The organism is Dyadobacter linearis (assembly GCF_907165045.1).
In the GTDB taxonomy this organism is placed as follows: Bacteria; Bacteroidota; Bacteroidia; order Cytophagales; family Spirosomataceae; genus Dyadobacter; species Dyadobacter linearis.
Map to the genome: position 1 here is coordinate 117,921 of NZ_CAJRAU010000002.1, position 24,297 is coordinate 142,217.

Consider the following 24,297-nt stretch of genomic DNA (forward strand, 5'->3'; position numbering starts at 1 on the left):
GGTATCTCAATTGAGTGTTTCTATTTTGAAAATATGCGCCGGCATTTCGTAAGGATTCAACTGAACAAAATTGTATTCTCCCTGCCAGTAGTATTTTTCACCACTAAGCACATCACTAACCGCATAAGGCTGGTCGTAACGAATACCCAAAAGGTGCAGCGGAACCTTGATATGCGCGCCCTGGGTATTGAAATAATCGAGATTGACGACGATCAGCAGTGCATTGTTTTGTGCGGGATCAGACTTTAAATAGCACATTACCATATCATTGTCAGTTTCTGCAATTTCTATATTCCAGGTCGTTTGCAGCGCAGTATTCTGCTTTCTGATGGTATTGATCCGGGTTATGATCTCCCTGGTGCGGCTGTAACGATCCCAATCCCATTGCTTGATCTCATACTTTTCATTATCCGTGTACTCTTCTTTTCCGGGATGCGGCGTGTTGACTCCATATTCGTAAACTGGTCCGTATAGCCCATAGTTGGAAGAAAGTGTAGCTGCCAGGATAAGTCGGGTGATATGCGCATTTTCTCCACCCTCGACAAGGTGATGGGGGAGAATGTCTGGGGTATTAGGCCAGAAGTTGGGACGGAAATAGTACTGCTGATCTGTCTTGGTCAGCTCGTTCATGTATTGTTCCAGCTCCCATTTACTGTTACGCCACGTAAAGTAGGTATAAGATTGGTTGAAGCCGATCTTGCCAAGTCGCTCCATGACCCTGGGTCGAGTAAATGCCTCAGCCAGAAACAATACCTGCGGGTGTGATTTGCGAACTTCGCCGATCAGCCACTGCCAGAAACCGAATGCTTTGGTATGCGGGTTATCGATCCGGAACACATTCACGCCTTTTTCGATCCAGAAGTCGATCACACTTTTCAACTCCTGCCACATATTCTCCCAATCCTGGGTCTCAAAGTCAAACGGTAGAATATCTTCGTAACGTTTCGGCGGATTCTCCGCATATTGTACCGTACCGTCGGGCCGCCATTTAAACCACTGGGGATGTTCTTTCACATAAGGATGATCGGGCGCACATTGATAGGCAATGTCCATTGCGACTTCAATATCCAGCTTTTTCGCATTCTCAACCAACTCAACAAAGTCCTCGATCGTACCTAGTTCCGGGTGTACCGCTTTGTGTCCGCCCAGCCTGTTACCGATTGCCCAGGGTGAACCGGGATCGGTGTCAGATGGAGTAAGTGAGTTATTCTTTCCCTTCCTTTTCATTTCTCCAATTGGGTGAATAGGAGGAAAGTACAGGATATCGAAACCCATTTTGGCAACTTTTGGAAGCAAGTTGATCACGTCCCTGAAAGTACCGTGCTGACCTGGCTGGCTGGAAGCTGATCGCGGGAACAGCTCGTACCAACTGCTGAATGCCGCCTTTTTCCGCTCTATTTCAAGCTCAAAAGTATGGTCAAAAACGGTAGTACGATCGGTGTAGCGGATTGTAGAAACTGTGTTGGCAACGTCATCGCTAATCGCCAGATCAACAGCCCACTGCGGGTCAGTAGCTGTGATGAGAGAATCGGCCGAGCCTGCAAGTAGAGACGCGTTTTCACCACTTGTCAAACCGGCAGCTTCCCGCAAAATCTCAGCCCCTATTTTAAGTTCGACTGCAATATCCTGGCCGGCCTCGAATTTTTTTACCAAACCCTTTTTCCAGGTAGTAAAATGGTCGACCCAGCCTGTAAACCGGTATTCGTATAGCCCGATCTTGTCCGGGGTCCAACGAGCTTCCCAGCGGTCGTTTATAATAAACTGCATGGGGATTTGCTCCCAGAACTGGTCAGATTCGTATTTGTAGATTACGCTTGCGGCCACTGAATCATGGCCATCTCCGAAGATATCAGCCGAAAAAACGATACTTTCTCCAATAGCTCTTCTCGCCGGAAGCCTGCCTTCTTCAACTTGGGGACCAACATTGGTGATTATCACCCGTTTCCTTCCGTCCTTGTTGCTCATCGATCAGATTTTTAGTTTTCCACTTGGTTGAATGGCAAAACTAGCAATCAAAATCATGCCTGCAGAACAAATTTACTGCGGATGCAATCGACCTGTGCGTTTCTTACGTTCAGTTTTTTAACAAGTATTGAAAGGAATTGAAATTCGGGCAGAAGTAGCGTTTACCGGGTTTCGTTTTCGGTAGAAATGGTATTTCTAAGATGATAAACCCTTTCGAGCGCAGTTTTTATTTCCTCATAACGCAGCGGCTTGGCTAGATAATCATCCATACCTGCACCAATGCATATTTCCCTGTCTTCCTGCATCGCATTGGCTGTCATCGCGATAATAAGCGGCTGGCGTCCGGAGAGTTGGCGGATGCGGCCGGTAGCTTCCAAACCGTCCATTTCAGGCATTTGAACATCCATGAAGACAACGTCATACTCCGATTTTGAAGCTTCCGCAAGCGCCTCTTTGCCGTTTCGGGCTACTCTCGGGGCGTAACCCATTTTGGAAAGTACTTTCACAAACAGCTTTTCATTGATCACATTATCCTCTGCGATCAGGATTTCAAGAGGAAACTGTTCGGCAAATGCGGCTGACAAGAGATTTTTCTCAGCGGCAACCTTTCTATCAGGCATAACCTGTTGCCGCGAAAGTTCCTTTTTTACAACCTCGCCGAGTTTTTGGTTTTTCACCGGTTTGGTCAGGATCGAGCAGAATATGCCCGGATAGTTTTTCCGTGTTTCGTCTCCCACGGAAGTAAGCAGCACCACGGGAATTTCACCAAACTGTTCTTTAATGATTGTTGCCAGCTGCACACCGGTCATTTCCGGCATGTTCTGGTCCGTGATCACCAGCTCGATTTTATGATCCGCTTTGAGGATATTCAACGCTTCTGCCCCGGAAGAAGCCAGGATCGGAGATAGCTTCCAGTATTTGAGTTGTGATTCAATAATGCGCAGGTTGGTTTTGTTATCGTCAACAATGAGAACCTGTTTACCGTCGATTTCTGCACCAATTGTTGCCGTATTCGCCTGGGGCAGGGCGGTGCCGGCCTCTGTTTTAATAGTAAAGTAAAAGCTGGTGCCTTTGCCCGGTTCACTTTCTGCATAAATACTTCCGCCCATTAGTTGCACCAGCCGCTGACTGATCACCAACCCCAGCCCCGTTCCGCCGTATTTCCTGCTGTGAGAAGAATCCACCTGCGAGAATGCCCTAAAAAGCAGGTCGAGCTTGTCGGCCGCGATACCAATCCCGGTATCCTGGACCTGAAATGTCAGTTCAATATCGTTTCCGCTGTTCAATTTTCTCTGACTTACCTGCACCAAAATCTCGCCTTCGTGGGTAAACTTAATTGCGTTGCTCACCAGATTGATCAATATCTGCCGCAGCCGCAGATTGTCCCCGATAATCTGAGGCGGCACATCCGGGTCGATCTGATACACGAGGTCAAGTCCGAGGTCGGCCGCTTTTCTTGCAAAAATATCCAGCACTTCCTCGATGCATTCAAGCAGATTGAAGTTCTTACTTTCCAGCTCCATATTCCCGGACTCGATCTTCGAGAAGTCCAGCACGTCGTTGATCACAGTCAATAACCCGTCGCCACAGCCGATGATCGTCTCGGTATATTCCGCCTGCTCCTCGCTCATTTCGGTTTGTGAAAGCAGAAGTGCCATTCCCAGGATCCCGTTCATTGGTGTCCTGATTTCGTGGCTCATTGTAGCCAGGAACACGCTTTTTGCCTGATTGGCCTTTTCTGCCTCTTCGCGGGCCTGGTGTTCAAGAATGTGTTTTTGATGTAAACTTTCATTCAGCACGCGCAGGTCGGCCGCCTGTTTTTCAAGCGCCTGTTTCTGCCGCACCACTTCCTTCGTCCGCTGGAAGACCTTCCGCTGCAAAACCTGTTTTTGATTTTGAATAACACGGACCCTCCCGCGGTATAGCAGATACACAGCCGCCGCGACCAGCAATACCATCAGTGCCCTGAACCACCACGTTTGCCAGAAAGGCGGGACGATCCGCAGCAGTACCGATGTGCCCGTTTCATTCCAGATCCCGTCGTTATTAGCCGCCTTCACGCGAAAACGGTATTTCCCCGGATCGAGATTGGTATAAGTAGCTTTTCTGTTCGTGCCCGAATAGATCCAGTCTTTGTCAAACCCTTCCAGCTTGTAAGCGTATTTATTCTTTCTCGTCAGCGTGTAATTCAGTGCGGAGAATTCGAATGAAAGCATCAGGTCATCGTAGGAAACCGTAATCTCGCGCGTCTGCGTAATATGTTTTTGAAGTGGAGACTCGCCGCCGACCCGGACAGATTCATTGAAGATCTGAAAATCTGTAATAAAAACGGGGGGTATAAATGTATTGTAGCGAATGCTGTCCGGGTGAAAAATGTTGAGCCCGTTTTGTCCCCCAAAATACATCCTGCCGTTCTGATCTTCGTAAGCGGCCATTCTATTAAATGAAGTACCCTGCAAACCGTCGCTGATATCGAAGTTGCGGAAAGATTTCGAAGCCGGGTCGAATCTCGACAAGCCGTTATTGGTACTGATCCAGAGCAGCCCGTGCGAATCTTCGAGAATCCCCCAGATCAGATCATTCGGCAGTCCGTCCTTTTGCCGGTAGCAGGTGAAAGTCTGGTTTCTTTTGTCAAAAAGATTGATACCTCCATTCGTACCCAGCCACAAGTTGCCTTTGCTATCTTCAAATATACAGTTCACCAGATTGTTGCTGATCGATCTGCTATTGGCAGGATCATGCGTGAAACGGATAAATGCATTCGCTTTTTCGTCAAAAAGATTTAATCCTCCGCCTTCTGTGCCGATCCAAAGCTTGCCGCTGCGATCAATATACAAAGCCAGCACGCTGCTGCTGCTGATGCTCCTGGGATTTCCCGGGTCGTTGAGGTAACTGATATACGAATGGGTATTCTTATCATACCGGAGCAAGCCCTGCGAGCTGGCTATCCAAATATATCCTTTCCGGTCGTCGACGAGCGAATGAATGTTGACGGGGATGATCCTCGCTATTTCCGGATCGCGGTTCAGGTTGAGGAACCGGTTGCCAGGCCGGTCGAAAATACTCAGGCCGCCTTTGTAATTGCCGACCCAGATTTTCCGGTCGGCATCCTCATACAATGCTGTTATAAAATTGCTCGCAACAGAAAATGGCTGGCCTGGCTGGTGTGCGTAGTATTCAAAGCTGCCCGTTTTCGGATCCATGACATTAATGCCGCCCCCGTCTGTGCCCAGCCAGATTTTGCCCGTGTAATCCTGCATTACACTCAGCACATTGTCATTGGTCAGTCCCTTCGAGGCAACCGTACTACTGCGGAAGCGGTTGAATTTGAGCGGCTCGTAATCCATGATATTCAATCCGCCCGCAAAAGTGCCCACCCACATCGTACCCACAGGATCACAGAAAATCGAATAGATAGAACCATTGTTAAGCCCGTTCGGATCCAGCTTGTTAAACTCGTATCTGATAAAGCGCCCGTCTTTTTCGAGGATATTGATCCCGCCGTTCCGCGTCCCGATCCACAACCTTCCGCTTTTATCCTCGGCAAATGACAATATATCGTCGTGGGAAATACTGGCTGGATTGGAGGGTTTGTTACGGAAAGATCTGAATGTACCATTGGCGCGGTTCATCAGGTTTACTCCGCCGCCCTCCGTGGCGACCCACAAGTTCTTCTGCCGATCCTCATAAATGCTGTTAATCTCGTTTTTGCTAAGTGAGGCAGGATTTGCAGGATCGTGAATAAAACGGGTGAACGTATTGGTTGAAGGATTGAACCTGTTAATACCGGTAGAGCGTGTAGCGACCCAGATCTCACCCTTGTGATCGATCATGACATCCTTAATAAAGTCGTCGTTCAGACTCGCAGCATTGCCGGGATCGTTTCGGTAGCTTTTGAAAGTTCTCTTTTTATTGTCAAAAAAGTTGAGGCCGCCTCCCGAAGTGCCGATCCAGAAATCACCTGCAGCATTCTGTACGATCGATGTGATCTTGTTGCTGCTGATACTTTTACTTTTTCGCGGGTCGTGCTGGTAATTGGTAAAGCGGTCGGTTTCAAAGTTATATAAACTAATGCCACCGTCCTGTGTGCCTACCCAAAGGCGCCCCTGCCTGTCCTCAAACAAGGTGGTGACATAGCTTTGCGCGATACTTCCGGCATCCTCCGGGTCGTGACGGTATACGGTAAACTTGTAGCCATCGTACCTGTTGAGTCCATCCTGCGTACTAAACCACATAAAGCCACGCCGGTCCATCAGGATATCCGTCACGTTATTCTGCGAAAGACCCTGATTGGTAGTAATATGCCGGAACGCACGTTGGATTTTCTGGGCACTTGCGCTATGAAAGAACAATAGTAAAGCAAGGCACAATCGGAGATGTAGTTTCATCGATTAGTCAGCTCCGATGTGAAATTTGACTCAACATTTTTAATAATTTGAGGGATTTAAGAATTAAATATGTTAAGTTTTGGAAACTAATTCGACAAAGATATTTTAAATGTATAAAAAAAATCTGTCTTTTATTATTAGAATACCTAACATTCGCCCGGCAGTTACGTCATCGTCTCCTGCCTCCACTCAATGGAATTTATCATTATAGATGATAGTGTATTCGACCTGTTCACGCAGGAAAAACTGCTCTTACGGAGTGGGCTGGCGAGTCACGTGCTGGCTTTTGCCTCGCCGGTAGAAGCGATTGAATATCTCAACCGGCAAACGGTTCAGATTCCATTGACCGTCATCCTGCTTGATCTTCAAATGCCCGAAATGAATGGATTTGAATTTGCCATGCAATATGGGCTGATCGACGAGGATATCCGCGAGCGTATCCAGCTTTTCATGATCTCCTCCACGGTTGATGCAAATGACTTGGTCCTGGCGGAAAATGATCCATTTATCATCAGGCTGCTTCCAAAACCTCTGGACATTCCTTTCCTAAAAAAGCTCCTGGCAGAACAGGACTGAATACGCGGCTGGCATAATATTTAGAGTGCAGGTTTTCAGAAAACCAATAGCCAGATATGAATTATCCTTCATCTACTTACCGCATTCAATTCAATACAGAATTCTCTTTCACTGATTTTGAGAGATTGATACCATACTTCAAAAAGCTTGGTGTGGGGGCCATTTATGCATCACCTATACTGGAATCTACACCGGGAAGTACGCACGGTTACGATGGCGTAAACCCGGGAGCGATAGACCCTGAACTAGGCTCGCTCGAAGACCTGCGTGATATCAGCGGACAGCTTAAAGAAGCTGGTATTAGCTGGTTACAGGATATTGTACCCAACCACATGGCATTCCACTCCGAAAATCCGTGGCTGATGGACGTACTCGAAAAGGGTATACAATCGCAATATGCCTCGTTTTTTGACATTGCCTGGAACAACAGAATGTTCCACGGCAAGATCATGGTGCCGTTTTTGACAAAAGACCTCAGCGAAGTCATTGAAGGCGGGCAGTTGCGACTCGACTATGCCGGCGACAAGCTGGTGATGGATTACGAGGGCTCTGTGTTCCCGCTAAATCTTCGGGCTTACGTCGCCATTCTTTCGTATGCAAGTGAGGATCAGCCGCAATCGGTGCAGCAACTGGTTAGCCAGTTGAAGGAAATCAACGAAGTTGAAGAATCGCGCGCTTTCTCAGAAAGATTCAATGAGTTGAAATTACAACTGGCTTCGCTGGCTAAAACCGAGCAGATCGGCGGATTTCTGGAAAAGGCGCTGCAATACTATAATGAAGACCCGGCGCGGCTGAGAGAGATTGTCGACCTGCAAACCTATGCGCTTTGCCACTGGCAAGCTACCGAAGAGAAGATCAACTTCCGACGCTTTTTTACCGTCAACGGTCTGATCTGCCTCAATATGCAAAACGATGATGTTTTCGATGCGTACCACGAGTTGGTGAAGCAACTGGTGAGCGAAGGAATATTCCAGGGATTGCGCATTGATCATATCGACGGCCTTTTTGACCCAAACTCTTACCTGAAAAAACTGCGGACAGCAGTAGGAGAGGAGACTTATATTATTGCTGAGAAGATCCTGGAAAAAGAGGAAGACATGCCGACCGAGTGGCCTATTCAGGGAGCAACCGGTTACGAATTCCTGGCGATGGTCAATAATATTTTCACAAATAAAAACGCAGAGCCCGCTTTTAGTGCTTTTTATCAGGAGCTCACGGGCTCGGATAAGACGATCCATGATCAGCTGTTAAGCAAGAAATCGGAGATATTATATGGTCACATGGGCGGCGAGCTGGAAAACCTTTACCAGCTATTTGTAGAGCTGCAACTGGCCGATGCTGAGGATTTGAAGGAAATAGGGAAGGAAGATCTGAAAGCTTTCATCGGCGAACTGCTTGTGCATTGCCCGGTTTATCGGTATTACGGAAATGAAATGCCGCTTCCAGAGGCAGATCAGACTGCGCTGAAAGCTGTTATCAGAGAAGTGATTACGTTTCATCCTAACCTGGAAGCTGCTGCGAACCTGTTCGAAAAATGCCTGATCGATACGCCGGAGCAGGAGGATGAAAACTACCAGGCGAGGGCGCTTGAATTTTACCAGCGCTGCATGCAGTTCTCGGGGCCGTTAATGGCCAAAGGCGGAGAAGATACGCTGATGTACACCAATCACCGCTTCATCGGACACAACGAAGTAGGCGATTTTCCGGACCGTTTCGGCGTGCCGGTTAAGGATTTCCATAAGTACATGCACAACAGGCAGAAGCACTGGCCGCTGGCGCTGAATGCTACTTCGACACACGATACGAAAAGGGGAGAAGACGTGCGCGCGCGGCTCAACGTACTGACCGACCTGGGCGAGATCTGGACTGAGAAAGTGAAGCATTGGCAGCAATTGAATGCGGATATCAGGCAAGATGCGCCGGATGCGAACGATGAATACCTTATCTATCAGACTATTGCAGGGGCGCACCCAATGCCGGGCGAAGAAGACGACGAATTTTTAAGCCGCTTGAAAGAGTACCTGCAAAAGGCAATGCGGGAGGGTAAGGTTAAGTCGAATTGGGCTGAGCCGAATGAGGCTTATGAGGGTCAGGTAAAGGATTTTGTGTCTAAAATTCTTGAAAAAGACAGTCCGTTCTATACCGACTTTACAGCATTTCTGAAAGAGATCGCTGACTACGGTATCATTAATTCTTTGTCCCAACTGGTACTCAAATTCACTTGTCCGGGTATTCCTGATGTGTACCAGGGCTGCGAGTTGTGGGATTTGAGCATGGTCGACCCGGATAACCGTCGCCCGGTGGATTACGCCAAACGTGCTGATTGGTTAACCGAAGTGGAAAACATTGGCTCAGATGAATTATCGTCAAAATTGTGGAGTGAACGCTCGAATGCAAAGATCAAACTCTGGCTGACCAACCATTTATTTAAACTCAGAAACGAACACAGCCTGCTGTTTACAAAAGGTGAATATGTTGCGCTTAAAACCCGCGGTGAATACAAGCAACACTTATTAGCTTTTGCCAGAAAGAGCAAAAAAGATTTTTATGTAGTTGTGGTCCCGCTGAACGTTTCGACGCTTTGCCGCGAGCAGCAGACTACGTTTTTCGACCTGGATTGGAAAGATACCACCGTGGTATTGCCGGATAATCTTGCTCCCGAATGGACAAATATCCTGGGAGGCGACCAGCTGGAATTGCAGGGTAAATTGGCTCCTGGTGAAATATTCAGTTCGCTGCCGGTTGCTATTTTAAAGGGATCCAAACCGGATAATGAACGTAAAGCTGGCGTGCTGCTTCACATCACTTCACTCGCTTCGCCCTACGGAATAGGCGATCTGGGGCCAGAAGCAACTGCATTTGCCGATTTCCTCAATCGCGGAGACCAGAAGATCTGGCAGATACTTCCATTAAATCCGACGGAGGAATCGCAATCAAATTCACCTTATAGCGCGGTGTCCAGCCGGGCAGGTAACCCGCTGCTGATCAGTCCGGATCTGCTTGCAAATGACGGACTTCTGGATCGGGAGTGGCTGGCAGGTTATCACCAGGAACCTGCTTCGACAGTAGATTTCAGTGAAGCCGAAGAATTAAAAACCGAGCTGCTGGCAAAGGCTTTTGAAAGCTATAAAGAGAAAAATGACGAGAGCGAACGGGAAGCATTTGAGGAATTTTGTGAGAAGAATGCCGAGTGGCTTCCCGACTTTGTTACCTACATCGCATTGAAAAAAATGCATGATGGAAATCCGTGGTACGAATGGCCGGAGCAATATCGGGAACGTGAACAGGCTGCGATTGCACAGATTGAGGAATCGGAAGAGGATTTGATCAGTTTCGTGAAATGGCAGCAATATGTGTTTGATAAACAATGGAAAAATCTCCGGAAATACTGCCACAGCCTCGATATCAAGTTGCTAGGGGATATTCCTTTCTACGTTAGTTACGATTCGGCTGACGTTTGGGCAAACCGCAAATTCTTCCGCGTGGAGCCCTCGGGCAAAATCAGCGGGATCGCCGGTGTACCGCCAGACGCATTTTCGGAAGACGGCCAGCTTTGGGGAATGCCCGTTTTTGATTGGGATCAACTCAAAAACGAGGGTTACCAGTGGTGGATCGATCGCCTTGCAAAGAATATCGAACTATTCGACATGGTTCGGCTGGACCACTTCCGAGCATTCGCAGATTACTGGGAAGTGCCTGGTGGTGAGACTACTGCGGTAAATGGTACCTGGAAGATCGGGCCGGATGCGGACTTTTTTGAAACGATCCAGAAAGCTTTGGGCAAGCTGCCCTTTATCGCAGAAGACCTCGGGGAGATCAGTCCGGAGGTATATAAGCTACGTGATAAATTTGCATTGCCGGGGATGAAGGTATTGCAGTTTGCATTTGATGAGAATATGCCACAATCAGATCATATCCCGCATAATTACTCGGCTAATTTCATTGCTTATACCGGAACGCACGATAATAATACAGTAAGGGGCTGGTTCAAACAAGTGGCCGAAGATGGTGTCAAAAAGCGGATTGAAGCCTATTCAGGAAAGGAAATTACCGAACAAAATGCTTACCGCGAAATGGCGCGCATGGTTTACAGTTCTGTCGCGAACGTGGCTATGCTTCCTATGCAGGACGTATTAAACCTGGATGAAACAGCAAAAATGAATTTGCCCGGGTCCAACGAAAACAACTGGGCGTGGCGCCTTTTGCCCGGACAGATTACTGAGAAAGACGAACAGTTTTTAGCTGAACTGGCGGTATTGTTCAATCGCGACTAGTATTTTCACAACGCTGCACTTACTTTGTGGTTTGTAAATGTATTTGTCCTTTTGAATTATGGGTTTGGTGAAAACGACTTCGGTTATCCGGTTACTGGTATTGTTAGCTGTGATTGTCTCTTGTCAGCAAAAAGCAGACAGTCCGGAAGAAGCTGCTGAGTTGCTTATCTCTTCTCCCAAATGGAAAATTGATGAAATACGGGTGAATGATGTCGCTACGTTTCAGAATGGAAAAATGACGCAGCAGTTTGGCGGCATCGATTTCCAGCGGTACATGGAAGTGGTCGAGATCAAAAAGGGCGGGACTTTTTCTGGGGTATTCAAAGGCGAAACCAAACCTTTTTTGCTGGAATGGAAAGCCAATGAGAAGAATATCCTGGTAGGGTTGCCAGGTGCCAAGCCTTCTCCCAGCGACTGGTCCATCTCGCCCGCCGACGTGACCAAAGAATCATTTTCCATGAAAACCCAAAGCACCGCCTACGACTATCCGAATGTTACCAGAATTGTGCTGAAGTTTAAGGCAGAGAAATAATTTGAGAAAATTAACCGGAGTCCAGTGCCGACATTATACATAATCGCGGGTTGCAATGGTGCTGGCAAAACTACCGCCAGCTTTACAATACTGCCAGAAATTTTAAGGTGCCGGTAGTTTGTGAATGCGGACAACATCGCCGCGGGATTATCGCCTTTCAATCCCGAGAATGTTGCGTTTGAAGCTGGACGAATTATGTTAAAGAGAATTAAAGAGTTACTGGACTCCCGAGTTGATTTTGCACTTGAAACTACACTTTCGACCAGAAGTTACGTATCTACAGTCAGAGAGGCCAGATCGAAAGGATATTCAATTACACTCATTTATTTTTGGCTTGCATCGCCGGAAATGGCGATAGAAAGGGTTGCAATGCGTGTGAGAAAAGGAGGTCATTCGATTCCGAACGAGACAATTATAAGAAGATATCAGAGAGGGCTGGATAATCTCTTTCGGCTATATATGCCAATATGTGACAATTGGCTGATAGTGAGTAATGCGAGTGCTTCTCCTTCGACAATCGCAATTGGTGGACGTGACAATGAGATAACCGTAACAAATGAAGATATTTGGCAACAGATCAGCCAATCGCAAATATGAAAAACGAAGAAGAATCTTTTCAAAAACTTAGTGAGAGAATTGTTGCAGGTGTGAAAAAGGCCGTTGACAAAATGCTGGTCGAAAGCGCAGCGAGAAATGAAACTGTCGTAATTGAAGATCAGGAGGGAAAAATAAGGCATGTACCTGCAAAAGATCTGCTTAAACATGCCTAAAACTAAATAATACCCAGCCCCAGCCCGCTCACCAGCGGGCTGGGGCTGGGTACATTACTCCTTAATCGCAGTTTCTGCGCGGTTATCTATCGCCTGAGCGATTTTTACGAGCTTTACAAATTCGGACCGGTAGCCTTCTTCATCTTTTCCAAATGCACCTTTGGCCAGATTTATTACGTTGGCGTAAGAGGCGTTTCCCTTAAATTCCGAATTGCGGAGCAGCAGACCGAATTGCGCAACCGCGCTTGCAAAACGTACATTTTCGGAGCTTGCTTGCAGCGACTTGGACGCATTTTTTACTGGTAGATCAAATAAGACACTCTCGTTCTTGTCGGGCTTTTTGTACCGCACTTTGATAGTGAGCATTTCCTCGGTTTTTCCGAGATCAGAGATATTCGTTTTCTGGTATTTCAAATCATCCGTTTTAGGCAGATATGCATGCTGGATCCCGGCTGGGACGATCTCGTAAATGGCAGTAACCGTGTGGCCCGAGCCCATTTCACCGGCGTCTTTCTTATCGTCATGGAACTCTTCATTCTTCAATGCACGGTTTTCGTAACCGATCAGCCGGTAAGCCTGCACGTGCGCAGGATTAAATTCGATCTGGATCTTTACATCTTTGGCAACCGTGAAAAGCGTCCCGCCGAACTCGTGCACAAATTCCTTCTGCGCTTCCTGAATATTATCAATATATGCGTAGTTACCATTGCCTTTATCTGCCAGTGTTTCGGCCAGGTTATCCTTGTAATTTCCCATACCGAAACCCATAACGCTCAGGTAAATACCATCTTTTCGTTTCTCTTCAATAAGCCGCTGCAAATCGCCTTCGCTCGAAACACCTACATTAAAATCGCCGTCGGTAGCGAGGATCACGCGGTTATTCCCTTTTGGTAAAAAATGGTCTTTGGCTAATTTGTAAGCTAGCTGAATACCCTCGCCACCAGCTGTCGAGCCGCCGGCTTCGAGCTCGTCAAGCGCCGTTTTGATCTTTACTTTTTCTTTGCCGGAAGTAGGCGGAAGAATAGTGCCCGCCGCTCCTGCATAAGCTACAATGGCGATCTGATCTTTTTCACGGAGCTGGTCTACCAATAGTTTAAATGCCTGTTTCAGCAACGGAAGCTTGTTTTCGTCCGTCATCGAGCCGGATACGTCGATCAGGAAGACGAGGTTGGAAGCTGGCAGATTCTCTGTCGGGATCGTTTTAGCCTGCATTCCGATGTGAAGCAACTTCAATCCCTTATTCCACGGAGAATCAGTGAGTTCGGTGTGGATTGCTACGGGATGTTCCCCTTTCGCCTGCGGGTAGGAATAGTCGAAATAATTGATCATTTCCTCAATACGGATTGCGTCGACAGGCGGCAGTTTTCCTGCATTCAGAAAGCGGCGCACATTGCTGTAAGAAGCCCGGTCCACATCGACTGAAAAGGTGGTAACCGCCTGCTGCCGCGCATTCTGAAATCCCGTTTCATTTATTACTTTATAGTTTTCTGTATTCGCCTGTTGGCGAATCAATGTCCTGGCATTTCCCGCCGGTACCGACATGGTAGCAAAATCACTGGTAACCTGTTTTGGCGCAGATTCGTAGGCAATATTCACATCGCCGGGAGGCAGCGGCTGCGGTTGTAGTTCAATTTGAATATCGTTTGCGGCGGTCAACGGAACTTGTTTGGATACAAAACCGGCTGCCACAACTTGCAGTGATTTGGAATATGCAGGGACTGTGATCTTAAACTTTCCCGCGTTATCCGTCATCGCACGCACTTTTCCATCTTTCGTACTCACGATCGCCCGGGCGACAGGATTTTGACGGGTATCGCGCACAATGCCTGTTAAAGTCCGGTCGGGCAACAGTGCAAATGCACTTAGAAATAATGCAAGGAGTATTACGATCTTTCCTTTCATGGTTCGCAAAGTTTTAGTTTATTGACTGGATGCAGCCGCAAATGCATTTCCATAAATTCTTGAAAAATATTTATGGAAAATTTTCAACTACAGCATCTACCAGCTAGCCGATAAGGTTTTTCACTAAGCATACACGTGTGAATTTTTTAAGGGTTTTCAGAAATAATGGAAATGATGCGCTGACCGAGTCGGAGAAGCTGGCAGCTTACCGGCAGTCTGGTGATGTCGGCCTGCTCGGGACTTTGTATGCACCCTACATGGAAATGGTTTTTGCTATTTGTTACAAATATTTGAAAGCAGAAGATGAGGCGAAAGATGCGGTGATGCAGCTCTTTGAAAAACTGGTGACCGAACTTAAAGTACACGAGGTAACCAATCTGAAAAGCTGGCTGCACACGGTCAGCCGCAACTATTGCTTAATGCAGCTCCGGTCGCAGCGCATATTTGTAACAGCAGATGATCAGGCTGGCCCGGAAGATTTAAGTTTGGCTTATCACATTGAAAATGAGGATTTTGATATCTCAGAGAAACATCTCCTTTCGCTGGAAAAATGTATGGAAACCCTGATCCGTGAACAGAAAGTGACCGTCGAGCTATTCTACCTGCGCGACAAATGCTACCGGGAAATTGCAGCAGAAACGGGTTTTGAGTTGAGTAAAGTGAAGAGCTATATCCAGAATGGAAAGCGAAATCTGAAAATATGTATGGATAGAAATGGCAACTTTTGATACAGGTAATGCAGCGAGTTTTCAGGAATTTCACCGGTACCACAGCGGTGAAATGTCGAGCCGGGAGCAAAATGTTTTTGAGAAAAAGCTGCTTGCTGACCCCGCTTATGCCGAAGCCTATGAAGGTTTTGTATTGATGCAGGAAAATGGGCTGAACGTTACTAATATCAGCCAGGAGCTTTCCGGTCAGCTTCAAAAAAGAATAGGCAAAAAATCCGCTAAACGCATTGCATTCCAGGTTTACGCAGCGGCTGCTACTATTCTGCTTGTTTTGGGAGTAACGTGGCTTGCCTTTTTTCGTAATGGAAATGAAACTGTAAATCAAGAAGTAAGCATACAGGTGCCGGAAGCGAAAGTAGGTCCGGAAAACGGAATCGTAACGGAACCGAAAAGCCAGCCTGAAAGCGCGCCTGTTTCGCCCGAGCCTAATATCAAATCGTTGCCGAGAACCGCTTATTCATCAATTGATAAAAATTCAGTTCCCGCAATTGTGCCCGCGGACCCGGAGCCTGCCGGAGAAATATTGGCCAAAGATGCGGCAGAGGAGCGCATTGCGACGGGCGAGCCGGTACCCTCGGCATTTCCAGCAGCGCCGCAACCTCTGCAGGATGCGCGTGAGCAGTTAAAGAAGACCAGAATAGCTTCGAATAATTCGGTGAGTTACACTTCTCGCACGACGGTTTCTGCTTTCAGCCCACAGGGAATCCTGCCCGACTCTATATTGAACTTCGGAATCGCCAAACCGGCAGGAGGGTGGCTGGCTTACCAGGATTATCTTCACCAAAATATGCTCACAAGTAAAGACAGTACGACGGTGCGTGTCGAATTCATAGTCAAAACGGACGGGGCGCTGTCTGACTTCAAAGTGTCGGGCCCGGCTGAGCTATGGGACCAGGCTATCCAAATAATCCGCCAGGGGCCTTCCTGGATCCCTGCTGCCGGAGACGGAGCGTTGGCAGAGTCACCGGTAAGGGTATCCATTGGGGTACGCTTAAAGGAGTAAACTCAATCAAATCAAGTGGTTACAATAATTTCGTAGAACTAATTTGAAAAAATTCGTAATTTAGATTGTTTATCTTTTGTGGTGTAGCTGCCAGTATATAATTTTACTGTCTACTCTTCGCATCCATTCTTTAACAACTTGAAAATAAATGCCACTACGTAATTTTCGTTATCGGGTTTTCCTGTAAAACAAGGCATATTTAAGCGTTACAAGGTCTTGGAATGCTACTGCACCAAAGTTTTAAAACAGCCATTTTGTTATCATAAGTATTATTACTATATCTACAAAATAATTTGGGGTAGTGTTGACGCACGGAACAGAAAAACCTATCGAGAAAAAATTTATTTAACCCAAGCATGGATAGTAAAAGGAGTCTGTTGATTATCGACGACGAGCCCAGTATTACTAAAATATTGGAGCATTTTTTAAAAAAGGATTTCAGTGTCATTGTCAAGAGTGACGGTTCAGAAGGGATGTTGTGGCTTGAAGAAGGTAACAAAGCCGATCTGATCATCGCGGATCTTCACATGCCTAATCTCAGCGGTAAAGAATTTTTGAAAGTTGCCAAAGCCAGCAATTTATACGCAGATATCCCCGTGATCATATTGTCGGGCTCGGACGAAAGCAGCGAGCGGATCCAGTGTCTCAACCTGGGCGCCGACGATTTTATGGTAAAGCCTTTCAATCCAATGGAAGTGCACGCCAAGATCAATGCAATACTGCGGCGTAGTAAACGATACTCCTAACCAGTCAGAAACATGGAAATGGCCAGTGAGATACCGGTAATGGGTGCAGAGACGAAGTCTTATACAGCTCATTTCAGGGTTATGTACCTTCATTCCGATTTTGAGCATTACCTTAAATTTTCAGAGCATTTCGCAGCTGCGTTGCAAGTCGAGTATTTCAGCAGCAAAGAAAGTGTACTGGCCGCATTGCAGGAAAACTTTCCCGCTGATGTGATCATCGCGCACGTAAATAGCGGCGGTACAGAATTGCTCGATTTCATTCGCAGCTCCGCAGGTTTCGGCAATATCCCTTACGTACTGATGGTCGACAAGCTTTCGGAAGATGCTATTGCCACCGCGCGCGCGAAACATGCTGATGACATTTTTTCGGTCAATTTCGATGATGGTGACCTGATTACCCGCATCAAATACTTCAAGAAAAGGCAATGGTACGTTGCCAATAAAGCCCATCAAAAAATAGGCACCCAGGGCGGGCACACGCCGGCATGGAAGCGTGCAATCGATATTGCTACCACTGGTACGGCAGTCCTTTTACTGCTGCCGGTATTCCTTCTTATTGCAATTCTGATCAAACTGGACTCAAAAGGGCCTGTTTTTTACAAATCCAAAAGGGTAGGGAGCGGCTACAAGATTTTTGACCTCTACAAGTTCCGTACAATGCGCACAGACGCAGATCAGCTGATTCGTAAAATGGCTGCGTTAAGTATGTATAACAAAACCACTGAGCCCGTAGAGAAAATCGAAAACGGCGGACTTTGCGACGAATGCAGGGCAGGCGGGCAATGCAAAAGCCTTCTTTTCCACGACGGGAAAGAGATTTGCGAAAAGCTGTACCATTTTCAGAAGGAGCAGAAAGCGGCTTTTATGAAGTTCCAGAACGATCCGCGCATTACCCGGCTTGGGCAGTTTTTGAGGAATTCGAGTATCGACGAACTGCCGCAGTTGATCAATATCCTGAAAGGCGATATGTCGCTGGTAGGCAACCGCCCGCTGCCACTTTACGAAGCCGAAAAAATGACTACCGACGACAAAATATTCCGTTTCGCGGCCCCGGCCGGTCTTACCGGCTTGTGGCAGGTGACCAAGCGCGGCAAAGGGAAAGCGGATATGTCCGAAGAGGAGCGTACACAGCTGGATATTACTTACGCCAAAGAATTCTCATTCAAAATGGATATGCATATCATATTGAAAACCTTCCCCGCACTACTGCAATCCGAAAACGTTTAATGCATTTACTACCCTCTCTATAAAAACTATCATTCATCATAACCCCTGTAAATGAGATACTTCTGCTTCCTAACTTTTTTCTTCTTCACCTTTTTAGCTTCCGCAAAGGCGCAAAATTCATTAGCAGATGAAATTTCGTACCCTTACCTGGAAAAGCTGGTTGAACTCGCTAAGAAGAACTATCCCAAACTGAAACTGTACCAGGCGCGGGTAGATGCAGGCGATTACAACGCCAAAAAAATGAAGTTGTCCTACTTCGAAATTCTCTCTTTTTCGTACCTGTACAGCCCCGACCGGCTGGCAAGCACCATTAACCCAAACTTCCTGAACGGATACCAGTTTGGTTTTTTCGTAAATATCGGCTCGCTGCTTCAAAAACCGGCACTGATCAAACAGGCGAAAAGCGAGCTGCGGGCTGTCGAGCACGATCGTGATACTTATATGCTGAATCTGGAAGCCGACGTAAAGCAAAGATATTTTGCCTTTTCACAGTACAGAGTGTTGCTCAGGTTGAAAGCTGACGCGCTGCATGATGTGGAATCACTCGCACAGGAGCTTAAATATAAATATGAAAAAGGGGAGACCTCCCTGGAAGAATATAGCAAAGCATTGGTCGTGATTTCGGACAGGCAGCAGGCCAGGGTTTCCGCAGAGGCGGACGTGCTCATTTCTAAGAGCGCCCTGGAAGAGTTATTGGGACAAAAACTGGAAGATATCAAATGACAGAGCTATCACAATTCCTGAGCATATTATACAGAAATAAGTTTGTATTGATATTTGTACCGCTGATTACCGTGGTAGCGGCGTATTTTCTGGTCAAATCACTTCCCGACCAATACAAGGCGCAAGGCAGCATCGCGACCGGGCTCGTGGACAAAACAGAGCAGGGTTTAATGAGTACCGGAACCGAACAGGATTTCGAGATCTCGCGCAAATTCGACAACATTATTCAGATGATGTCGCAGAAAAAAGTGCTGGACCAGGTTTCCTATCAACTGTTGCTGCACGATCTGAAAGCAGCAGAAAAGGATGATTTTGCTGAACCTTCCAAAACATTGCAGGCACTGGATCAGAATGCGAAAAACCAGGCGGCAGCTGTTTTGACACAGAAATATAAAACCCAGCAGGAGCTTTCGCCGGCTGTTCCTTTTGAGAAAAAATTGCTGGATATTCTGGATGATATGCAGTACGATGCGGAAAGTATACAGAAAAAGCTGACCATTTTCCGGCTTTCAAATAGTGATTTCATCAATATTGAATTTGAGGCCAGAGATCCGGAGATGGCCGCATTTGTGATCAATACGCTCAGCGATGATTTTATCAAAATGTACGCTTTCCGCCTGGCGAACAATTATAATAAGACGATCAATTTCCTGGCCGAATTTCTGGAACAAAAGCGCCTCGCACTACGCGTTCAGATGAACGGGCTGCGCGACTACAAGATCCGCAACCGGGTGCTGAACCTGGATGAACAGGCGAAAAGTCTGTACGGTCAAATGGCTGAGTTTGAGCTCCGTCGCGAGGTTGCAAAGAAAGATGTGATTGCTTACGGCGTGGCGATCAAAAATATCGAGAACAAATTCAATGCAAATGACCGCAAGTATTTTGAAAGCGCGGTTTCGACCATTAATCAGAATATCGTGGCGACCAAGCAGCGGCTGCGGGCTGTTAATGAGGCTTATGTAAAAAGCAATTTTGACCCGAAGTACAAAGCGAGCCTTGATTCTATTCAGACTAAACTTTCAGCGCAGATCGACGAATCTACCGACCGGTATCTGTACAATCCGTTATCAGTGAAAGAAAATCTGGTCTCTCAGAAGCTGACCATGGAAGTGGAGAAAGATCTGGCAGCCAATAGCTTAGCGACTATTGAAGCTGAAATGAAAGCATTGAATAACCGGTTCGACGGGCTGGTACCCAACGAAGCGAAAGTCCAGGAATTTGAAACTGCGATCGATATTGCGAGCAAAGAATACATGGAAGCTTTGCAGAAATACAACGATGCACGCCTGCAATCGAGCTTTCCGGCAACTTTGAAAGTGGCTGAAAAGGCGCTTCCGGGTACGATCCAGCCTTCCAAGAAAATCGTATTGATCATCCTCTCCGGCGTAATCAGCTTTGCATTCTGCCTGTTTATATTATTTATCCTCTATTTCCTGGATTCTTCGATCCGCTACCCGCAGCAGCTTGCCAATGCAACGGACAGGCCGGTATTGGGTTTTGTAAATCATGTGGGTGGAGGTTTCAGGATCAGCGAGTTGCAGAATGAAAATACGCAGGAAAGCAAGATTGAGATTTTCCGGAACCTGATCCGCTCGATCCGATTTGAGCTCGATAGCGAATTTCCCGATCCGAAGATCATAGCAGTAACCAGCCTGCACGAGGGTAGCGGAAAAACTTTGCTGACGTTGAGCCTGGCCTGGGCGTTCTCCAAAATCAATAAACGGGTACTGATCATCGACGGCAATTTTAATGCAGGCGATATTACTAAGTTGAATAGCGGCTCGAAATTTCTGGAAGATTATTTGAATAGGGGCGAGGCGACCCCTGTGAGTACAGCAAATGGTTCTATTTCAATCCTGGCCAATAAGGGCGGAGACGTTTCACTCTACGAACTGGCCGACGAAACGAGGATCAAATCTGCATTAACTTCCCTGAAAAGTCAATATGATACCATTTTGATCGATGCAGATTCGCTCGTTTCAATGAATAAGGCGAAAGAGTGGATCACATTTTCCGACGCGGTTATTTCCGTTTTTGAAAGCGGAAGGAGCATTTCTTACGAGGACCGGTCTAAGATCGAATACCTCAAAAGCCTGAACGGAAAAATGGCCGGCTGGGTACTGACCGGCGCGCAGGACTTATTGAAGCAGACTGGCAAAGTGTCAAAATACGTGACTGAATGAAGGTAATCTGGTTTTTTTGGTGGCTTTTCCAGATCGCGATCGGATTTTACCTGGTATTCCCGGTCGGGTTATTGTTGCTGAATTTTTTCACTGGAAGAAAAAAGCGAAGCCGGCCGGTTGTCAAAAAAGCGGAAGCAGATTACGCGCTCATCGTCGCTACTTATGAACAAACGCAGCAGCTACCCGACGTGGTCGCCTCGATTTCGAGACTGAATTATTCGAATTACCTCGTTTACATCGTCGCTGACAAGTGCGACGCGTCCGGCTTGCACCTGGAAAGTGATAGAGTGATCGTATTGCATCCCGAAACCGTGCTGGCCAGTAATACCCGCTCACACTTTTTCGCGATCAATCATTTCAGAAGACAGCACGAGCGCCTCGCTATTATTGACAGCGATAACCTGGTTGATCCTGAGTTTCTTAACGAGCTCGATGTGTGTTTCGACGAAGGGTTTGTAGCGGTTCAGGGAGTTCGGAAAGCGAAGAATCTCGATTCTGTTTATGCCTGTCTGGATGCAGCCCGCGATATTTATTACCATTATTACGACGGTGAGAAGTTGTTTGGTGCGGGTTCTTCGGCTACGCTTTCTGGCTCGGGAATGGCATTTACTGTGAAATTATACAAAGAAGCATTGGGGCACCTCGATATTGTCGGGGCTGGTTTTGATAAAATACTGCAAAAGCAGATCGTAGGCGGCGGTCACCGGATCGCATTCAGGGAAGAAGCTGTGGTGTGGGACGAAAAAACTTCTGAATCCGAGCAGCTTGTGAACCAGCGTTCGCGGTGGATCAATACCTGGTTTAAATATTTCAGTTTTGGTTTTGATATGGTTTTCAGTGGCGTCAAGAATCTGAGCTGGAACCGATTTTTGTTTGGCTTCGTGCTGCTGCGTCCGCCGCTTTTCATTTTTCTGATCCTGGCGGTACTCTTCATGTTCGTCGACTTGTGGATTAATCCCGTGGCAAGTGCACTTTGGTTTACAGGTTTACTGGTTTTCGTGGCTGGATTCCTGGTACCGTTATTCGATTCATCTGTTGATAAACGCATTATCCGCTCACTTACTTCGATCCCCGTTTTTATGTTCTATCAGGTGAAGTCGCTTCTGAAAGCGAAGAAGGCGAACAAAATTTCGGTGGCAACCAAACATACTTACCGCAAAGCGCCCTGACAATGAAAGTATTCCCAAGCAGAAAAGTCAGACATAAAGTCCGCGATCCGGAACTTACACATTTGCAAACTGTTACGCGAACTATCGCCTTAATCCTGGCTTTTATCAGCGTATTTGTATTCTTTTTTAAAATACTATTTTTTTAAATCCGGTAACCTTTGAAGTACGAATTGTCCGCACATTCAGATCGCAATTTCACGCATATTCCACTCATTGATAAGTTGAATGGAACGGTGGGAATGATCGTGCTCGCAGTGATTGCGGTGTGTGTCGGCATTGCTACTATTTACGGTGGACTGGTTGCTGGGTTGTTGTTATTGGTTTCAATGATAGCGATTCCGGTGGTTTACGCGATAGTAGTCTACCCGCTTTTCGGAATCGTAACGCTGCTTACGATGGGCTTTTTCCTGTTTTTTATTCTCCGGCTTGGTATCAATTTTCCGCTGGGAACACTGATGGACGGACTGGAAGTGCTGCTTTTGCTGGGAGTTTTAATCAAGGTAAAGCAGCGGGGTGAGTGGGAAATGAGCATTTTTAAAAATCCGGTTTCGGTGATGATCCTGATCTGGATCGGCTATAATTTGATCCAGGTCGCCAATCCCTGGGCGGAGTCGCGGCTCGCGTGGGTGTATACGGTGCGGTCAGTCGCGGCGGTCACGATCATGTATTTCGTGTTCGTATATCACCTCCGGACTCTCAAATCGATCCGCATTGTGATTCGGGCCTGGCTGGTACTTGCGGTTTGCGGCGCAATTTATGGTTTCAAACAGGAGTTTTTTGGAATCGCCCCGGCGGAATTAGCCGACTTGTGGAGTGATCCGATGTCGATTAGTTTGTTGTATATCAACGGGATTTGGAGGAAATACTCCATTTTTTCGGATCCGGTATCGTTCTCTTATACGATGGTCTGCGCGAGTGTGATCTGTATTGCTTTGTTATCTTCAAAGAGAAGCTGGCTGAAAAAAGGGATACTCGCCGCAATGATCGTTGCATTTCTGATGGCGATGCTATATTCGGGAACGAGGGGCGCGTATGTGCTTGTGCCGGCGGCACTTATTCCTTTTGCGCTGCTTAATTTCAGCAAAAAGATCATGCTTGCTTCCTGTGTGGCTGCGGTTTTTATCACAATACTGATCCTGATGCCCACTTCGAGTCCAACGATTGCGCGATTTCAAACTGCATTCCGCCCGTCAGACGACGCGTCTTTTAATGTTAGAAAACACAATCAGAAACGGATTCAGCCTTATATTTTAAGTCACCCGATCGGTGGCGGGCTCGGGTCCACGGGCGCCTGGGGTGCACGTTTTGCGCCGCATTCTTTCCTGGCGACGTTTCCCCCCGACAGCGGATATATTCGGGTGGCAGTAGAGCTTGGCTGGATTGGATTATTACTTTTCTGTTTTATGATGTTTACGATCCTTAAAATGGGGATCAATAATTTTTATAAAATCAGGAATAGCGAATTGAAGACTTACTGTCTGGCGATGACGCTCGTGATATTTGCACTGAATATTGGCAATTTTCCGCAGGAAGCATTGGTTCAGTTTCCCAATAATATCCTGTTTTTTATGGCCGCAGCAATCGTGCACACTACATTATTGATTGACCGAAAAGAGTCAGCGCATTTTGAAAAAAATACCTGATCAGATTTCTTTCAGGAACTGCAATGCAACCAGAGATTCCTGTTCCAGATCACCGAGCTTTGTGTTCAGGTTTTCAACAGGTTCATTTCTTTTCAGGGTTGTTTCAATTTCCTTGTATTTAGAAGCAGTTTTTAATAATCCTACCGAGAACAGGGAAGAGCGGTATTTATGAATTGCCTGTTTTAATTGTTCCAGATTTGAAGAAGTGTAATATGCTTTTATATTCCCCAGTTGGTCAACGGTTTCCGTCTCGAACATTTCTATTAATTCTGTTCTGAGCTCCTCATCTCCGCCCGTTATTTCATTAAGATAAGCTATATCAATCAAAGAATCTCCTTCTGCTGAATTATTCATTTCTGGGTACTATTTGGCGCGGGAATTGACATTTTCTAAATCGACTCTTTAATAATAAGAGGGGCTTTCCTGCAAATTTAATATTAATAAATCAATAATTTATTGGTGTAGTAT

Annotated in this window: 17 protein-coding genes; 13 read left to right on the forward strand and 4 right to left on the reverse strand. The window is 46.7% G+C overall.

What is annotated here, in order from left to right; all coding sequences use genetic code 11:
* Nucleotides 1-6 precede the first annotated feature (6 nt).
* Together KOD92_RS06595 and KOD92_RS06600 are read right to left on the reverse strand one after the other, a co-directional pair.
* Nucleotides 7-1,965, reverse strand: a complete 1,959-nt coding sequence (locus tag KOD92_RS06595; protein WP_215232761.1) for an alpha-1,4-glucan--maltose-1-phosphate maltosyltransferase — start codon at nt 1,963-1,965, stop codon at nt 7-9.
* A 161-nt stretch (nt 1,966-2,126) separates the two neighbouring features.
* Nucleotides 2,127-6,353, reverse strand: a complete 4,227-nt coding sequence (locus tag KOD92_RS06600) for a hybrid sensor histidine kinase/response regulator (RefSeq protein ID WP_215232762.1) — start codon at nt 6,351-6,353, stop codon at nt 2,127-2,129.
* Between the two features lie 192 nt (nt 6,354-6,545).
* Between KOD92_RS06600 and KOD92_RS06605 the strand changes: the two genes are divergently transcribed.
* From KOD92_RS06605 to KOD92_RS06625, 5 genes are all read left to right on the forward strand, one after another.
* Nucleotides 6,546-6,929 (forward strand): response regulator, encoded by a 384-nt coding sequence (locus KOD92_RS06605; RefSeq protein WP_215232763.1) that lies wholly within the window; start codon nt 6,546-6,548, stop codon nt 6,927-6,929.
* 56 nt (nt 6,930-6,985) lie between these two features.
* On the forward strand, nt 6,986-11,203 hold the full coding sequence (gene treY / locus KOD92_RS06610; protein WP_215232764.1) for a malto-oligosyltrehalose synthase: 4,218 nt from the start codon (nt 6,986-6,988) through the stop codon (nt 11,201-11,203).
* A 58-nt stretch (nt 11,204-11,261) separates the two neighbouring features.
* Nucleotides 11,262-11,735, forward strand: a complete 474-nt coding sequence (locus KOD92_RS06615; RefSeq protein ID WP_215232765.1) for a hypothetical protein — start codon at nt 11,262-11,264, stop codon at nt 11,733-11,735.
* A gap of 120 nt (nt 11,736-11,855) precedes the next feature.
* Nucleotides 11,856-12,332, forward strand: a complete 477-nt coding sequence (locus KOD92_RS06620) for a zeta toxin family protein (protein WP_255567381.1) — start codon at nt 11,856-11,858, stop codon at nt 12,330-12,332.
* Nucleotides 12,329-12,505, forward strand: a complete 177-nt coding sequence (locus tag KOD92_RS06625; protein ID WP_215232766.1) for a hypothetical protein — start codon at nt 12,329-12,331, stop codon at nt 12,503-12,505. Before KOD92_RS06620 ends, KOD92_RS06625 begins: the two co-directional genes overlap by 4 nt.
* A 54-nt stretch (nt 12,506-12,559) precedes the next feature.
* Here KOD92_RS06625 and KOD92_RS06630 read toward each other — a convergent pair whose 3' ends face one another.
* Entirely contained in the window at nt 12,560-14,407 is a 1,848-nt protein-coding gene (locus KOD92_RS06630; protein WP_215232767.1) for a YfbK domain-containing protein, read from the reverse strand.
* Nucleotides 14,408-14,544: 137 nt separating this feature from the next.
* Between KOD92_RS06630 and KOD92_RS06635 the strand changes: the two genes are divergently transcribed.
* From KOD92_RS06635 to KOD92_RS06670, 8 genes are all read left to right on the forward strand, one after another.
* A complete protein-coding gene (locus KOD92_RS06635) occupies nt 14,545-15,135 on the forward strand; it encodes an RNA polymerase sigma factor (RefSeq protein ID WP_215232768.1) in 591 nt (196 codons plus the stop codon).
* Nucleotides 15,122-16,138: an energy transducer TonB gene (locus KOD92_RS06640; RefSeq protein ID WP_215232769.1), complete on the forward strand. Its 1,017-nt coding sequence runs from the start codon at nt 15,122-15,124 to the stop codon at nt 16,136-16,138. The genes KOD92_RS06635 and KOD92_RS06640 overlap by 14 nt, the downstream gene beginning before the upstream one ends.
* A gap of 356 nt (nt 16,139-16,494) precedes the next feature.
* On the forward strand, nt 16,495-16,884 hold the full coding sequence (locus tag KOD92_RS06645; RefSeq protein WP_215232770.1) for a response regulator transcription factor: 390 nt from the start codon (nt 16,495-16,497) through the stop codon (nt 16,882-16,884).
* A gap of 12 nt (nt 16,885-16,896) precedes the next feature.
* Entirely contained in the window at nt 16,897-18,111 is a 1,215-nt protein-coding gene (locus KOD92_RS06650) for a sugar transferase (protein ID WP_215232771.1), read from the forward strand.
* 51 nt (nt 18,112-18,162) lie between these two features.
* Entirely contained in the window at nt 18,163-18,834 is a 672-nt protein-coding gene (locus KOD92_RS06655; protein WP_215232772.1) for a TolC family protein, read from the forward strand.
* Nucleotides 18,831-21,017: a GumC family protein gene (locus tag KOD92_RS06660; protein ID WP_215232773.1), complete on the forward strand. Its 2,187-nt coding sequence runs from the start codon at nt 18,831-18,833 to the stop codon at nt 21,015-21,017. Before KOD92_RS06655 ends, KOD92_RS06660 begins: the two co-directional genes overlap by 4 nt.
* The gene (locus KOD92_RS06665) at nt 21,014-22,186 is read left to right on the forward strand and encodes a glycosyltransferase (protein ID WP_215232774.1); all 1,173 of its coding nucleotides are present in this window, start codon (nt 21,014-21,016) and stop codon (nt 22,184-22,186) included. Before KOD92_RS06660 ends, KOD92_RS06665 begins: the two co-directional genes overlap by 4 nt.
* Before the next feature lie 158 nt (nt 22,187-22,344).
* On the forward strand, nt 22,345-23,829 hold the full coding sequence (locus KOD92_RS06670; RefSeq protein WP_215232775.1) for an O-antigen ligase family protein: 1,485 nt from the start codon (nt 22,345-22,347) through the stop codon (nt 23,827-23,829).
* Here KOD92_RS06670 and KOD92_RS06675 read toward each other — a convergent pair whose 3' ends face one another.
* Entirely contained in the window at nt 23,830-24,183 is a 354-nt protein-coding gene (locus tag KOD92_RS06675; RefSeq protein ID WP_215232776.1) for an Hpt domain-containing protein, read from the reverse strand.
* Between the last annotated feature and the right edge of the window lie 114 nt (nt 24,184-24,297).